The following is a 14844-nucleotide window of genomic DNA, read 5'->3' as shown; positions in this document are numbered from 1 at the left end:
GTTTAATAACTAAAAATATTAGCAAATAGATTTGTCTAACCTATTCTATTTTGGAATAATAATGTTAATTAAAAACTGTTCGAAGGGTTAAGCTTTCTGCTAATTGGGAGTTGATGCGCAATATTATAACTTTCCTGATAGTATTGCAGTTCTGAAAAGAAGCGGTCGGCCTCTATTTCGTGGTTTTTAAGCGGACTAAAGTTGGCCACGAAATCGGGGTCTTTAAATTCAATTTGATAAAAGTAACCTCCATTGTGGTTATCGAACATTTCGGTTACGCTGGTTACATTTTCCCATCCAGAAAAAAACTCGGTTCTCCGGTATAAGAAAGAAGTACTTTTTAATTTAAAACTTATACCTTTTTCACTGATTAAAATTTTACTATGTACAAAAATCTGTGTTTTGGTAATCCATAATAAAAGAAGTGCCATTAAAATAATCGATAGCGAAACAAATATCAACGTGGATGTTTCGGAAAGCGACGAAGGTAAACTAAAAAGAGAATACAGCATTAAAGAAATGAAAAACACAGGAATGCCAACCATCGCGATTAACAAAACACTATTTTTATGGTATTTTAGTTTATAAGGATGCATGAGGATTAATTTTTGTAAAGTTAAGCCCAAATGCATGGTTTCGGAATACTTACTATTAGGTATTTTTATGGCTTATTGCTGATTATTTACCATCCCACTCTTTATAAAAGTGCTCCAGGTATAGAAGCATAAAATTGTGTCTTTCTATGGCTATTGCTTTCCCTGCTTCAGTATTCATCATGTCTTTCAACAACAGCAGTTTTTCGTAAAAATGGTTAATGGTAGGCGCAGTGGTATTTTTATAACTTTCTTTAGTGAGGTGTTCTTCGGGTAAAATAGCCGGATCGTAAAGTACCCTGTTTTTGAATCCGCCATAGGTAAATGCTCTTGCAATACCAATGGCTCCTATGGCGTCTAAACGATCTGCATCCTGTACAATTTGCATTTCTTTTGAGGTGAAACCTGTGCCATCAAAACTATTTTTGAACGACATGTTCTGGATAATCAGTTTAACATGGGCAATAACCTCAGCATCAACAGCTATCGATGCTAAGAATGAAGCAGCCATGTTCGGTCCCAGTTCTTCATCACCATTATTAAATTTAGGATCAGCAATATCATGCAACAATGCGGCAAAGGCGACTACAAGTTCGTCGCCATTTTCTTGTTGATTAATGGTTTGAGCGGTTTTAAAAACACGCTCAATATGAAACCAATCGTGCCCTGCCTCGGCATTGGCTAGTGTTTTCTGAACAAAATCGATAGTTTTTTGAATGGTAGCCTGCATCGTTCTAAATTTGTTCCAAAGGTATTGGAATTATTTGCAGGGTAAAAGAAATGATATCAACAGCGCATGGATATTAACTCGCGGCTGCTGTCCGGTTCTCATCATCAGCAATAATTTTAATTAAATCATTGTGGTTAAGGGTTAATAAATGAGATACTTCAACCTCCAAAATTGCTGCAATTTGGAACAAACGATCGATCGTTAATTTACTATAACCGAGCTCAATTTTGCTATAGGCATTTTGAGATATTTTCAATTTCGCTGCCAGATAATCTTGAGTATAGTCTCTGTATTCTCTAATTTTTCTAATATTGCCGGCAACATTCTTTGTTTTTAAAGCCAATACATCTTCCATAAAAAAGGGATAAATTTTTTTAATGTTTTTTCATTATGTACGAAACTTTCACCGCAACAGATTTTAAATTATAAATTTTAGTACTATTGGGAATTACGCGAAACGGATTAATGAACTAATTGTTACAACAAAAAAATAACCTAAATGTTTAAGGGTTCTGTTTTTGATTGATAATCAGGTTTTTGTATTGATTGTTGTGCTTTAGGTGGAAGGAGCGATATGATACATTTAGAATATTATTGCGTGATGCAGCTCAAATCAACAAGAGAAAAGGTGGGAGGTAAGAAAACGCAGAAAAATTAATTATTAAGGCTTAATATAGCCCCCAGTCATCTTCAAATTCGTCTTTTTCGAAATATTTAACCCATTCGATGAAGAGTAGACGAAATTTTTCAATTTCGTCTAAAACAATGTCTTTATATTCTGGAGTGCAGATTTCGAACATATCTGCTGCTCTCACCTGGGTTTCTAATTCACGGCAATTGGTTCGGATAATAGAGGCGTTTTCCATTCTTAAAATATACATATCTGCACCTTCTGCCCCAACAATTTTAGGGCATAACATGAGGGCATTCTGCATAATTAAGTTAGCGGTCATTTCGGCCATCTCTCCTTCCAGTGTTTCGCAGAACAGGGCGGCATATTTATATACGGCTCTTGCCTGGTTGTAAAGGCTTTTAGCCCTGGTCACTTTTAGTCTGACCTTTTCTGCATCAACACTTGATAGATTTTCTTCATCCTCATCATCTCGGCCAAATCGGCTAAAATGCTCCCATTCGGGCATATGGTCCATGTCATCAAATTCCATATTCTTCAAAATTTTCTACGTTATGGTACGTAAGAGAGCGTAATATATTAATTTTCAATGAAAAAGACTAGGCCTCAATTAACGGTGCTCTGCGAGAGCCATCATATAATTCATACTCTAGTAAACGACAGTCTAATTTACCATTATAAAATTCAACTTTTTTAGCAGCTTTTAATCCAATTTTTTTTGCAAGATCAGGATTTCCTGTGAAAATATATCCAGAATAGCCCTTGCATTTCGTTTTCATAAAATCGCCCATACGTTTATAAGTCAATTCTAACTTGCTGTGCACACCTAAACGCTCACCATACTCAGGGTTAAAAACAACAACACCTTTGCCATCTTCAGGAACCGGTGTTAACTCAAAATCGCACACTTCGAATTCTATTAAAGTATCAACACCAGCAGTTTTAGCATTTCTCCGGGTTACTTCAACTGCATCTTCCGAAAGATCGGAAGCTACGATTTTAAGATCAACATTTTTAATTACCTGATCTTTTAAAATTCTACGCTCAGCGAAAAAATCTTCTTCATTATAACCTAAGATGTGCATAAAACCATAATTCATGCGGTATAATCCAGGGGCACGGTTGGTCGCAATCAGCGCGGCTTCGATAGCTAATGTTCCTGAACCGCACATTGGGTTAATAAATGGCGATTTCTTATCCCAATTTGTTGCTAAAATAACACCAGCAGCCAAGGCTTCTAACATCGGTGCTTTTCCGGGAATTTTACGGTAACCGTGTTTAGCAAGGGTTTCGCCTGAAGTATCCATAAAAACATCGGCATCTGCATCTTTCCAGTATAAATGCACTACTGTTTTATTTGCATCAGATCCAGAGTTGGGGCGGATGCCCTTTTTCTCTTTCATGCGGTCTACAATTGCATCCTTTACCTTTAAGTTTGCGAAAAGTGGTGTGGTAATATTTGGGTTATCAACATTTGAGGTTACCGAGAAATAACCCGAAAAATCGATCAGTTCTTCCCACTCAATGGCTGCAATTTCATTGTATAAATCATCGGGTGTAATGGCTTTGAAACTTTTTATGGCATATAGAATCTGACTGGCACAGCGCAAGTTCAAATTGAGCTTTATACACTCTGTAAGGGTAATATTAAGCTCAACACCCGTAGCGAAAGATCTTTCTATGGTGTAACCTAAAGCCGTAACTTCATCTTGTAAATAGGGCGAAAGGCGCTTGTTGCAGGTAATGATTACCTTGCTTTTATTGTGGAAAACTTGCATCATAATATATGCGAAGTTATCAATAAAATTATAGAGATTTGATGTTTATAGTACATTAAGTAGTATTAGATATGGAAATTAAAGGAAAAGTACACGAAGTAGGTGCCACACAACAAGTAAGTGAAACGTTTAAAAAGCGTGATTTAATAATAGAATACGCAGAAAATCCAACATACCCAGAATATATCCGTTTTGAGGCTTTACAAGATAAAACTGCATTATTAGATACATTTAAAGCAGGCGATGAGGTTGAGGTTTTCTTTAATTTACGGGGTCGCCCTTGGACAGATAAAGCAGGTAAAACATCATATTTTAACAGTTTGGTTATTTGGCGTATAAATGCAGTTGCAGCAGGTGCTCCAGCAGCTACGCCAGCTTATGCAGCTCCGGTTGATGTAAGCAATGCACCAGGTGAAGATGATGATTTGCCTTTCTAAATAAAGAATCTTTTTTAAGCAAACAATTTTGAACCATGCCGAGGCTTTAGTCTCGGCATTTTTTTTGGCCCACCTCAGAATCCGAAGTTCTTCCATCGCTTAGACTTTCGATTTTACCAGGCCCGTGTTTCCGAAAACTTCAGAAGTCTTCTCTGCGCTGTTAAAATATGTTAAAAACAAACACTTCGCTTAGCTAATCAGTATTTTTGATATCTGTTTAGATTTAAGAAGATTATGCTCCGGTTTTTTTAATTTTAAAACCAATCTAGTTCATGAAGAAAAAGAGTTTTTGGTTAATTACCGTTTTAATGACGGTGGCTTTGCTTGGTGTTTTTGTAATGCAGCTGTATTACATCAGGGAGTCGTATAAACTAAAATCTCAGCTTTTTGATGAGCAGGTAAACCAAACGCTAACATCGGTAGTAAATAAACTACAGCGTAGAAATGTTGCCGATCACTTAAACAGGAAAGATGCTGAAAATAAACTGAAGCAGTTACAAGACTCCAGGCAACGGGCATTGGATATTAAGGATTTACGGCAACAATATGTACAAGAGGCAGAGCTGCGGCAAGCCGAGAGGGAAAATCAGATCGAAAGTTACCTGAACCAACAAGATAGTATCATCCGCGTATCTTATCGGGCGCCCAATGTAATTTCTGAAAGGGAATATACTTCGTTGAGTTCGAAGAACGGCGACAAGCTGGATTTACAGATGGATGCGATTATTGATATCAAGAGCCTTATTTTAAAAGGTTATAGCATGCGCTCCAAGCCTTTTACGGCGCCACCAAAAACATTCGAATTTAAAAGCCTGCAAAGTTTGCCCGATACATTAAGGTATTTGGTTTTTGATCCCAGAGATGGCACGCCCGGTTTTGCAAATGTTCCAAAGATCCCTAACGATTTACAGAAAAAATTTCAACGCGAAGATGAGATTGAGCGGAAAAAATTAGAACTTAAAATTGCAGCATTGGGCAAAGATACTTTTTCATATACCCGATCGAGTGTAGTTGAGGATGTATCTAAAGAATTGCAGGAAGCCAATGTACCAATCTATAAACGCATCAATTTTAATTCGTTAGGCGTTTTATTAAAGCAAGAACTCCTTGCCAATAATATTACACTAGAACCTTCTTACCGGATTTCGCTAGCGAGAAAAGATTCGACCATTTATATGACGGCATCTAACGTTAAAGGAGAGTTTTTGCCCGAAAACACCTACAAAACACCTTTGTTTGGAAACGATATCTTTCGCGATCCCGGGATGCTTTTCGTCAGTTTTCCGAATAAAAATTCGGCAATTATTTCTAACCTAAGTGCAACACTTGCCTCATCCATCGGCCTGTTATTGGTACTTGTTTTCATTTTCTCCTATACCCTTTACGCTATTTTAAAGCAGAAAAAACTGTCGGAGATGAAAACAGATTTCATCAATAACATGACGCATGAGTTTAAAACCCCTGTGGCTACTATCATGATTGCGAGTGAAGCTTTGAAAGATCCGGAGGTGACAGCAGATAAGGCCAGATTAAAACGCCTGGCAGGGATTATTTATGATGAAAATGTTCGTTTAGGGAATCATATCGAACGTGTTTTAAGTATTGCCCGCTTAGAAAAAGGTGAACTTAAAATGGAGAACACCGAAGTAGATGTGAACGATTTGATTGTGATTGTGCTGGATAGCATGGAATTGCAGTTACAGAAAAGGAATGCCATTATCAATGTACATACCGAGGCAGAAAATGCCATTGTATATGGCGATGAGCTGCATCTGTCTAATGTAATTTATAACCTTATTGATAATGCAAATAAATACAGTAGCGATACGCCAGAGATAACCATTACTACCCGCAATACAGGTAAAAATTTAATTATCGAAATAGCAGATAAAGGTATTGGAATGACCAAGGAGCAGTCTAAACGGATTTTCGACCAGTTTTATAGGGTGCCAACAGGTAATTTACACGATGTTAAAGGCTTTGGCTTAGGTTTAAATTATGTTCAGGATATAATAAAAAAATTGAATGGAACCGTTAAGGTAAGTAGCGAAAAAGATAGAGGAACCACGTTCGAAATATCTTTACCTTTATAAACAGTTAAACATCGGTACAAAAGCTTGCTTTATCGATACATTAAAATAGAGCAGATTTAATTTAGCTAAAATAGTGGAGTATTAATTTAATCTACAGCATAAATTAAACCGTTATGCATATTCAGAATCAAACTTTCAGTGTGGCCAGTGCTACATAGGTGAATAAAAACAAGAAAATGAAAAAAATACTTCTGGTAGAAGACGACCCAAATTTAGGTTTATTGTTACAAGACTATTTGCAGCTTAAAGGCAAGTTTGATGTAGTATTATGCACCGATGGCGAGGATGGATTGAGAACGTTTAATAAGCAGAACTTCGATTTATGTATTCTGGATGTGATGATGCCTAAAAAAGATGGCTTTACCTTGGGTAAAGACATTAGGAAGGTAAACACACAGGTACCCATTATTTTTGCAACGGCTAAAACCATGCTGGAAGATAAATCTGCTGCTTACGATTTAGGTGGTGATGATTATATTACCAAACCTTTCCGTATAGAAGAGCTTTTACTACGCATTAATGCGATGTTTAAGCGCGTGGCCAATAAAACAGATAACAACGATGAGGCTGCCGAAACACAGTTTTCTATCGGTCAATATCATTTCGATTATACAACCCAGATTATTACCGATAACGATCACCAGCAAAAACTTTCTACCAAGGAGGCCGAACTGTTGCGTTTATTGTGCTTGAAAAAGAATACCGTTTTAACGCGCGAAGAGGCATTGTTAAGTATCTGGCATGATGATAATTACTTTAACGGACGGAGTATGGATGTGTTTTTGAGCAAGTTGCGTAAGTATCTCAGGGCAGACCCGACAGTAGAAATTATTAACGTGCACGGAAAAGGCTATAAACTATTGGTGAGTTAGATTAATTAAACCAATCGTCCTCCTGAACTTGTTTCAGGATCTATCATGATGCCGATTTATCGTCATTTCGACTGGAGTGCAGCGAAATGAGAAATCTTTTATAGATCTCTCCACTACGGCCGAGATGACGGATCGATGAATTAGATATATAAATTCTCCTGAATAGCAGGAATAATATTTCTTTCCTGGGCAAGTTTAAATAAAGTATCAACTGCTTTTCGGCCTTCTTCACCAAGGTTTATGCTGTATTTATTCACATATAATTCGATGTGTTTGTACATCACGCTTTCTTCCATGGCCTGGGCATGCTGGCGGATAAAATCGATCCCCGATTTTGGATGTGCGAAGGCAAACTCTACCGACTGGCGGATTAAACGGTTCACTTTTAACTGTACCTCGCGATCTAAATTACGGTTGATTACGATGCCGCCCAATGGAATGGCACAACCTGTTAGTTTTTCCCAGTAATCGCCTAAATCAACAATTTTGGTTAAACCTTTATCCTGATAGGTAAACCTGTTTTCGTGAATAATCAATCCTAAATCAATCTGCCCGTTAAGTAAAGCCGATTCAATTTCAGAAAAAACAAGCTCCTGTTTGTTTTGTAAATGAGGATAAGCAATTCCCAGCAAAAAATTAGCCGTAGTGTATTTTCCTGGTATTCCAACCCTTAGTTTGGAGTCTGGCGTTTGGAGATCAGTGTCATTTTCTCCATCGAAATGATTCTTACTGATTAATAACGGTCCAACACCAAAACCCAGGGCACTCCCAGCGTCGAGTAAAGCATACTGGTTGGCAACATAGGCAAAAGCATGGAAACTTAACTTGGTAATATCTAATTCGCCCCTAAGTGCCTTTTGATTTAACGTTTCTACATCATCATAAGAAACCTCAAATTCTAATCCTTCTGTATCAATTTTATGGTGAATTAGTGCGTCGAAAATAAACGTATCGTTAGGGCAGGGAGAAAATCCTAGTGTAAGTTTCATCTATTTATTTTTTTTTCAGTTGTTAGATGGAGCCTTTGACAATTAAAATAACTATTTTAATGGTGTCGGGTTCATAAATCAAAATTAAGTACTGTGGTAAACTAATCAGTCATAATCAGTTCATTTCTCCAACAAAAGCAATGGCCCAATCGTTTAAATTTTTAATAGCTAAGCCAATTTTCCAATTGTCTTTATTTCTTGGTTCTACATAATTAGATATACTTCTAATCTGTAAGCAATCTATATTTAACTGTTTACTGGCATAGAAAACCGCGGCACCTTCCATACTTTCGGTAGTTGGGTTTAACCTCTTAATCAGGTTTTTAATGCTTTTTTCGCTCCCCGTTACACAGTTCATGGTTATCCCTTTTGCTACGGGTAGGTTAACGCTTTTGTGTGTTTTGGAGGTGTAATGGTTCTCTCCAAAACCTAAATCGCTTATGGTTAAAAATTCGTCTCCGTTTTCGGCGCCCAGTTCGGCAAAAGTATCTTCGGTAATATTTAATACGGTGCCTAAAGCTATATCCCGATCGAAGCTTCCAGCAATGCCGAAATTTACCACAAGACTATATTTAGATGAAAGATGTTTGCCCAGGGCAAAGGCTGTTGCTACCATTCCAACGCCAGTGATCAGCAGATCGAAATTTTTACTCTCTACAAAATCTCCCTCCGGCAAATTAAAATGTTGATAAAAGAAGGTGAGTTCGGCTTTTGTAGCAGCAACAACTAAAGTTTTCATAACGTAAAGTTAGCAGATTGTTTTCATTTAAGTTTTATGTAAGCTTTGGTCTTTAGTCTTTAAGCTTAAACCTTTATCCGTATATTTGCATTTTATTTTATAGTAATGATTTACATAACGAGAAAAGCATCCTTCAATGCGGCGCACAAATTGGCCCGTACCGATTGGGATGATGATAAAAACAATGAAGTTTATGGTAAATGTGCCAACCCCAATTGGCATGGCCATAACTATTGGTTATATGTTACAGTTAAAGGCGAAGTTAATCCAGAAACCGGTTTTCTTGTTGATTTGAAATGGCTGAAAGACGTAATGAATGACTATGTGGTAGATAAGGTTGACCATAAAAATTTGAATCTTGATGTAGATTTTATGAAAGGCAAGTTGGCCTCAACAGAAAATCTCGCCATAGAAATCTGGAAACAATTATGGGCGCCGATTGCAGATAGTGGTGCAGTTTTACATTGCGTAAAAATATACGAGACCGAAAATAATTTTGTTGAATACTTTGGTTAAAAACCTAAATTAATGAGCGATAAAGACGTATTGAAAGGCGAATCGAGAGACGGCTATGTAAAAATAGACCGTTACAACGAAGATAAAATTGAAGCTGTAGCTACACATTATAAAGATATTCTTGGCCAGTTGGGTGAAAATCCAGAACGCGAAGGTTTACTAAAAACACCGGAGCGCGTGGCCAAGGCGCTGCAATATTTAACACATGGGTACGATTTAAAACCCGATGAGATACTGAAGGGCGCAATGTTTGAAGAAGATTATAGCCAAATGGTTGTAGTTAAGGATATTGAAGTGTATTCGATGTGCGAACACCATATGCTACCATTCTTCGGTAAAGCACACATTGCTTATATTCCTAACGGACACATTGTAGGTTTAAGTAAAATCCCACGTGTAGTTGATGCTTTTGCCCGTCGTTTACAGGTACAGGAACGTTTAACGAACGAAATCAGAGATTGTATTCAAAATACCCTTAACCCAATGGGTGTTGCAGTTGTGATAGAATGCAGGCACTTATGCATGTCTATGCGTGGCGTGCAAAAGCAAAATTCGGTAACCACAACATCAGCCTTTACAGGAACTTTTTTAAGTAACGATAAAACAAGAGCTGAGTTTTTAAGGTTAATTACGGCAAGTTTAGATTAATAGTATCAGGTAGAAAGTAATAGGTATCAAGATAGGGCAATAGATAAAAACGCTAGCCGATAAACGCGATACGCCAAACTAATTATAATGAGAGCATATATTTTTCCCGGACAGGGAGCACAGTTTGTAGGTATGGGTAAAGATCTTTATGAGCACCCAAAAGCTGCAGCATTATTTGAACAGGCCAATGAAATTATCGGTTTCCGCATTAGCGATATTATGTTTAGCGGAACAGATGAAGAGCTTAAACAAACCAACGTAACCCAACCTGCAATCTTTTTGCATTCGGTTATTTTAGCCAAAGTCTTGGGCGATGATTTTAAACCAGACATGGTTGCAGGCCATTCCTTAGGCGAATTTTCGGCATTAGTGGCCGCAAACGCATTAAGCTTTGAAGATGGATTAAAACTGGTTATTGCGCGTGCAAATGCCATGCAAAAAGCTTGTGAAGCACAACCATCAACCATGGCCGCTATTTTAGGTTTAGCTGATGATGTAGTTGAAAAAATCTGCGCAGAAATTGATGCTGTGGTAGTTCCTGCAAATTATAACTGCCCTGGGCAATTGGTAATTTCGGGCAGTATAGAAGGGATTGATCTGGCTTGTGCTAAACTTACAGAGGCAGGCGCTAAAAGAGCTTTAAAACTAAATGTTGGCGGTGCATTCCATTCTCCTTTAATGGAACCTGCAAAAATTGAATTACAGGCAGCTATAGAGGCCACTCATATTTCTGCACCAATTTGTCCGGTTTACCAAAATGTTGATGCAAAGCCATATACTGACCCAACTGAAATTAAAGGCAATTTAATTAAACAATTAACGGGTGCTGTACGTTGGACACAAACAGTAGAGAACATGTTAGCTGATGGTGCAACTGAATTTGTAGAAGTTGGCCCAGGTAATGTGTTACAGGGATTGGTTAAAAAGGTAAGCCGCGAAGTACAAACAAGTAGTGCTGCCATAGCTTAATTTATTCAGAATAGAATATTAGTGCCAACGCCATAAACTCAGCTGTTTATGGCGTTGTTTTTTATCAATATTTAATATCTTTATCCGTAGATGAAAATGAGCTTTGGTGTAAAAATAAGATTTCTATTGCTTGTTTTGGGCTGTTGCCTCATTGCAACTTCTATTTCGTTAAGCAGGTTTACAACCAAAAATGAGCTTCTGGAGCACGATGCACAAGAGATTCAGCACAACCTTTTAATCAAAGAAAGATCTGTTCAAAGTTTTCTGGCTGATAAAAAACAGGTTGCCAAGGCCAAACAATTTCATCTCGATCCTAATAGTGCAATAGATTTTATCACTGTCTATCGCAAAAACAACGGTATAAATTTATTAACCTACCAAAACAATCAGCTTAAATTCTGGAGTACCTATAAAATATCAGAAATAGATCCAACTACAATAAAAGAGGGTAGTTCGGTATTGTTTTTTTATAACGGCTGGTATGAGGTGATTAAAAGTACCCAGGGCGATTTTAGTCTTATTTTCTTGATCACCATCCAATCTCAATATCCTTTTAAAGAAACAAAGTATTTTAAAAATGATATCGATCCAATTTTATCAAATACCAAGATATTAACATTTGCATCTTTTACCGATAAGGATGTATATGTAATAAAAAGCCTGGATAATAAGTTTTTATTCGGACTTAAGGTTAAGCCGGGGTATGCAGAAACCCATTATTCGGGTACGCAATTATGGTTGTTTGTTGCCGGTATGTTGTGCATCTGCATGTTTTTTAACTCTTTAAGTTCGTTTATTGCCCGGCGTGGACATATTGCCTGGGGTACCTTTTTATTGTTGTTTTTCTTCCTGGCATTTCGGTTAACAGATTTATATTATGGTTGGTTTAACCACAGGTTTACTTTAGATCTATTTGATCCAAGGATATATGCCGATAATTTTCTGATGCCTTCGCTGGGCGATTTTCTGTTGAATGTAATTGCACTAACCTGGCTACTCCTGTTTATGTACAACCATAAGGAACAATATAAGTTTCCGGGATGGATTAAGCGGAGCAAAATAATTGGAATTGTTATTCAGGCTGGCTTGATGGTGTTGATAGGGCGGATAGTTTGGGATACCGATGATATTTTCTTCGGGTTGATTTTTAACTCAAAAATTAATTTCGATATCGTTAATATCCTTAAGCTTAGCGGTACCAGTTGGGTAGGTATTGTGATTTTATGTCTGGCCTGGTTTCAGATTTACCTGATAACGGCTGTTTCTGCAACGGTAAGCAGTCAATTAAATGTTACCAATAAAGAGCGGGTTATTATTTTCTTAATTGGCTTTGCAGGTGTTTTTATCTACAAGCTAGTGGTAGATTTTAATGCATTTTTTATCGTTTTTGCTCTTGTATTATTTATCGTGGCACGGGCTGTTTATTTAAAAGAAAAAAACTTCTCAATCGGCATGTTTGCCATCGTATTTTTCTGCCTGGCCTTTAATACGTCTATTAAATACACCAAGTATAAAGATATTAAGGAAAGAAGTTTGCGGGAGCCTCTGGCCAGAAAGGTGCAATCGTCAGAAGATCCGAATGCCATTATTGCTTTAGGTACTTTGGGGAATGAAATTGTTAAAGATAATTTTCTGACAAGCTATTTTACTCAAAACCGAAAAGGCAGTTACTCGGTGCTCAAAAATCATATCAAAGATTATTTAGATGGCTATTTAAACCGCTACGATTATCAGATCTATCCATATGATAGATTGGGTGCTGCGATAGAAAATGCTGATACACCGCCGATTGATAAATATAAAAACCTGGTTGAGGCTGGCTCTGTTAAAATTGATGGGTCTAACTTTTTTTATCAGGTTAACAATACATTTGGTTATCAGGATTACTTTGGTATCATCTCCGTTGTAGATAATGGCAGTTTATTAGGTACACTCGTTATCGAACTCCGCTCGAAGCCGTATAATTATAACAATCGGCTACCCGATCTCTTAGGGGATCAAAAAATGATCAAAGACGAAGATTTTAAGGGTTATTCTATTGCCTTGTACAGCAATAATAAATTGCTTAATCAATCTGGAAATTATACCTACCCTTTAGATGGAAGCATATTTAAAGGTAAAAAGGATGATTTTATAACCAGTAATGATGATGAACTTCGTTACAGCCATTTAATCTATAAGCCTACTGATAGCAAAATGGTTGTAATCAGTAAAGAGAAGGTAGATTATGTAGAACGTTTAGCTGCGCTATCGTTTTTCTTCCTGATATTTATCATCTTCTCTTTGTTACTTTATGGTTTAATATGGCTAATCAAAAATCTCGATGATGATAAGGTGGGCTGGTTTAGTATCAATAGATCTTTAATGATCAATGCCAATAAAATTTTGTACAAAACCAGAATCCAGGTATCTATAGTGTTGGCAGTTGTGGCAACGTTGGTTATTGTAGGCTGGGGAACTTACTATTACATGAACAATGAGTACCGTGGGCAGCAGGATACTATATTAAAAGATAAGATTAGGAAGGTTCAACAGAATTTTGAAAAGCAGATTTTTAGTAATGGTATTATTGCAAACGACGAGAATGCAGCAGCAGATTTTAACAATTTTGCAGATATCAATAATGCGGATCTGAACCTATACGATCTAGGTGGTAACCTGATCATGACCACTTATCCAAAACTCTATAATTATAAAATTATTGGTAAAAAGATGGGCCCATCAGCCTTTGCTTCTTTAGGAGGCTTACATCGATCAGAATTTATCAATACTGAAGAAAAGATAGGCAACTTAACCTACGCTGCGGCATATGCCCCCATCAGGAATGCACAAAATAAAACAATTGCCTATATCGGCCTGCCAAATTATTCTACCGAAGAAGAATATACAGATAAACTGGCGTTATTTGTAAGTAACCTGATTAATCTTTACGCCCTTGTATTTGTGGCTATTGGCGTATTGGCTGTATTTTTGGCCAATCAGATTACCAGTCCCCTAACTTTTATTCAGGATAGTATTAGTAAAACGAAAATCGGGCAAAAGAACGAGCCCATCGTATGGCGTAGGCATGATGAGATCGGATCTTTAATTAAGGAGTATAACCACATGATTGCGGCTTTGGAAGATAGTGCGATTAAGCTCGCCAGATCAGAACGGGAGAGTGCCTGGCGCGAAATGGCGAAACAGGTTGCCCACGAAATCAAGAATCCGTTAACGCCTTTAAAATTAGGTGTTCAGCTGTTAGAAAAATCGTGGAAAGAAAAAGATCCAAACTTCGAACTCAAGTTTAATAAATTTAGCAAATCGTTTATAGAACAGATTGATAGCCTTTCGAAAATTGCTTCTGAGTTTTCTAATTTTGCCAAAATGCCCGACACCAATCTGGAGCGCCTTTCTTTACTTCCGATTATTGAACAGGCGAGAGAAGTATTTAAAAGCACGGAAAATGTAACCATTGATGTGCTTGATAAAAGTGAGAAGGACATCGAAATCATGGCCGATCACGATCAGCTTTTGAGAACGTTTAACAACCTGCTTAAAAACGCAATAGAAGCTATTGATGAGGAAACTTTATGCTGCATTACCATCATTATATATGTAGATGCAAAAAATGCATATATCGAAATAAAAGATAATGGGAAAGGCATCCCACCAGCCCTGCACGATAAAATATTTGTACCGAACTTCACTACAAAAACATCAGGTACAGGTTTAGGCTTAGCCTTTGTTAAGCAGGCTGTAGAAAATGCGGGAGGTTCAATTAAGTTTACCTCAATAAGCGGTTTAGGAACAACGTTCTATCTGAACTTTCCTTTAGCTTAAATTAAAAAACAGGTAGATATTGGTTAA

14 protein-coding genes are annotated in these 14844 nt (G+C 37.2%); 7 read left to right on the top strand and 7 right to left on the bottom strand.

The window, feature by feature from the left end; all coding sequences use genetic code 11:
- Positions 1 to 68 precede the first annotated feature (68 nt).
- From LQ227_RS08790 to LQ227_RS08770, 5 genes are all read right to left on the bottom strand, one after another.
- A complete protein-coding gene (locus tag LQ227_RS08790) occupies positions 69 to 596 on the bottom strand; it encodes a hypothetical protein (protein WP_230142798.1) in 528 nt (175 codons plus the stop codon).
- 82 nt (positions 597 to 678) lie between these two features.
- The gene (locus tag LQ227_RS08785) at positions 679 to 1323 is read right to left on the bottom strand and encodes an HD domain-containing protein (RefSeq protein ID WP_215124698.1); all 645 of its coding nucleotides are present in this window, start codon (positions 1321 to 1323) and stop codon (positions 679 to 681) included.
- A 73-nt stretch (positions 1324 to 1396) separates the two neighbouring features.
- Positions 1397 to 1678 (bottom strand): helix-turn-helix domain-containing protein, encoded by a 282-nt coding sequence (locus tag LQ227_RS08780; RefSeq protein WP_029274217.1) that lies wholly within the window; start codon positions 1676 to 1678, stop codon positions 1397 to 1399.
- Positions 1679 to 1991: 313 nt separating this feature from the next.
- Positions 1992 to 2486 (bottom strand): hypothetical protein, encoded by a 495-nt coding sequence (locus tag LQ227_RS08775; RefSeq protein WP_057933225.1) that lies wholly within the window; start codon positions 2484 to 2486, stop codon positions 1992 to 1994.
- 67 nt (positions 2487 to 2553) lie between these two features.
- On the bottom strand, positions 2554 to 3732 hold the full coding sequence (locus LQ227_RS08770) for a class I SAM-dependent RNA methyltransferase (RefSeq protein ID WP_057933303.1): 1179 nt from the start codon (positions 3730 to 3732) through the stop codon (positions 2554 to 2556).
- A gap of 71 nt (positions 3733 to 3803) precedes the next feature.
- On the opposite strand from LQ227_RS08770, the gene LQ227_RS08765 reads away from it, so the two are divergent.
- The 3 genes from LQ227_RS08765 (at position 3804) to LQ227_RS08755 (ending at position 7134) form a co-directional block, all read left to right on the top strand.
- Positions 3804 to 4169 carry a DUF3127 domain-containing protein gene (locus LQ227_RS08765; protein ID WP_029274214.1) on the top strand — a complete coding sequence of 122 codons (366 nt, stop codon included), beginning with the start codon at positions 3804 to 3806 and terminating at the stop codon, positions 4167 to 4169.
- Between the two features lie 272 nt (positions 4170 to 4441).
- Positions 4442 to 6262, top strand: a complete 1821-nt coding sequence (locus LQ227_RS08760; RefSeq protein WP_230142795.1) for a sensor histidine kinase KdpD — start codon at positions 4442 to 4444, stop codon at positions 6260 to 6262.
- A gap of 176 nt (positions 6263 to 6438) precedes the next feature.
- Positions 6439 to 7134, top strand: coding sequence for a response regulator transcription factor (locus tag LQ227_RS08755; RefSeq protein ID WP_029274212.1), 696 nt, complete (start codon positions 6439 to 6441; stop codon positions 7132 to 7134).
- 140 nt (positions 7135 to 7274) lie between these two features.
- Here the strand turns inward: LQ227_RS08755 and LQ227_RS08750 are convergent, their stop codons facing one another.
- Complete coding sequence (locus LQ227_RS08750; protein WP_230142794.1) at positions 7275 to 8123, bottom strand: menaquinone biosynthesis family protein; 849 nt, start codon at positions 8121 to 8123, stop codon at positions 7275 to 7277.
- A 115-nt stretch (positions 8124 to 8238) separates the two neighbouring features.
- Positions 8239 to 8862, bottom strand: coding sequence for a futalosine hydrolase (gene mqnB / locus LQ227_RS08745; protein WP_230142791.1), 624 nt, complete (start codon positions 8860 to 8862; stop codon positions 8239 to 8241).
- Positions 8863 to 8967: 105 nt separating this feature from the next.
- Here mqnB and LQ227_RS08740 point away from each other — a divergent pair, with 105 nt between their 5' ends.
- The 4 genes from LQ227_RS08740 to LQ227_RS08725 all read left to right on the top strand — a co-directional run bounded on the left by LQ227_RS08740 (position 8968) and on the right by LQ227_RS08725 (position 14817).
- Positions 8968 to 9378, top strand: coding sequence for a 6-carboxytetrahydropterin synthase (locus LQ227_RS08740; RefSeq protein WP_230149039.1), 411 nt, complete (start codon positions 8968 to 8970; stop codon positions 9376 to 9378).
- A 12-nt stretch (positions 9379 to 9390) separates the two neighbouring features.
- Positions 9391 to 10026: a GTP cyclohydrolase I FolE gene (gene folE / locus LQ227_RS08735; RefSeq protein WP_230142789.1), complete on the top strand. Its 636-nt coding sequence runs from the start codon at positions 9391 to 9393 to the stop codon at positions 10024 to 10026.
- Between the two features lie 87 nt (positions 10027 to 10113).
- Positions 10114 to 10995: an ACP S-malonyltransferase gene (fabD, locus tag LQ227_RS08730; RefSeq protein ID WP_230142786.1), complete on the top strand. Its 882-nt coding sequence runs from the start codon at positions 10114 to 10116 to the stop codon at positions 10993 to 10995.
- Between the two features lie 90 nt (positions 10996 to 11085).
- Complete coding sequence (locus LQ227_RS08725) at positions 11086 to 14817, top strand: HAMP domain-containing sensor histidine kinase (protein WP_230149037.1); 3732 nt, start codon at positions 11086 to 11088, stop codon at positions 14815 to 14817.
- Positions 14818 to 14844: the final 27 nt, after the last annotated feature.

This window comes from Pedobacter sp. Bi27 (assembly GCF_918698255.1).
GTDB lineage: Bacteria > Bacteroidota > Bacteroidia > Sphingobacteriales > Sphingobacteriaceae > Pedobacter.
This window is presented reverse-complemented; position numbering and strand designations above follow the sequence as displayed.

Coding starts and splice junctions, on each gene's coding strand:
- LQ227_RS08775 (WP_057933225.1), bottom strand. CDS start 2,486: ATGGAATTTGATGACATGGACCATATGCCCGAATGGGAGCATTTTAGC.
- fabD (WP_230142786.1), top strand. CDS start 10,114: ATGAGAGCATATATTTTTCCCGGACAGGGAGCACAGTTTGTAGGTATG.
- LQ227_RS08790 (WP_230142798.1), bottom strand. CDS start 596: ATGCATCCTTATAAACTAAAATACCATAAAAATAGTGTTTTGTTAATC.
- LQ227_RS08750 (WP_230142794.1), bottom strand. CDS start 8,123: ATGAAACTTACACTAGGATTTTCTCCCTGCCCTAACGATACGTTTATT.
- LQ227_RS08765 (WP_029274214.1), top strand. CDS start 3,804: ATGGAAATTAAAGGAAAAGTACACGAAGTAGGTGCCACACAACAAGTA.
- mqnB (WP_230142791.1), bottom strand. CDS start 8,862: ATGAAAACTTTAGTTGTTGCTGCTACAAAAGCCGAACTCACCTTCTTT.
- LQ227_RS08725 (WP_230149037.1), top strand. CDS start 11,086: ATGAAAATGAGCTTTGGTGTAAAAATAAGATTTCTATTGCTTGTTTTG.
- folE (WP_230142789.1), top strand. CDS start 9,391: ATGAGCGATAAAGACGTATTGAAAGGCGAATCGAGAGACGGCTATGTA.
- LQ227_RS08785 (WP_215124698.1), bottom strand. CDS start 1,323: ATGCAGGCTACCATTCAAAAAACTATCGATTTTGTTCAGAAAACACTA.
- LQ227_RS08740 (WP_230149039.1), top strand. CDS start 8,968: ATGATTTACATAACGAGAAAAGCATCCTTCAATGCGGCGCACAAATTG.
- LQ227_RS08760 (WP_230142795.1), top strand. CDS start 4,442: ATGAAGAAAAAGAGTTTTTGGTTAATTACCGTTTTAATGACGGTGGCT.
- LQ227_RS08755 (WP_029274212.1), top strand. CDS start 6,439: ATGAAAAAAATACTTCTGGTAGAAGACGACCCAAATTTAGGTTTATTG.
- LQ227_RS08770 (WP_057933303.1), bottom strand. CDS start 3,732: ATGCAAGTTTTCCACAATAAAAGCAAGGTAATCATTACCTGCAACAAG.
- LQ227_RS08780 (WP_029274217.1), bottom strand. CDS start 1,678: ATGGAAGATGTATTGGCTTTAAAAACAAAGAATGTTGCCGGCAATATT.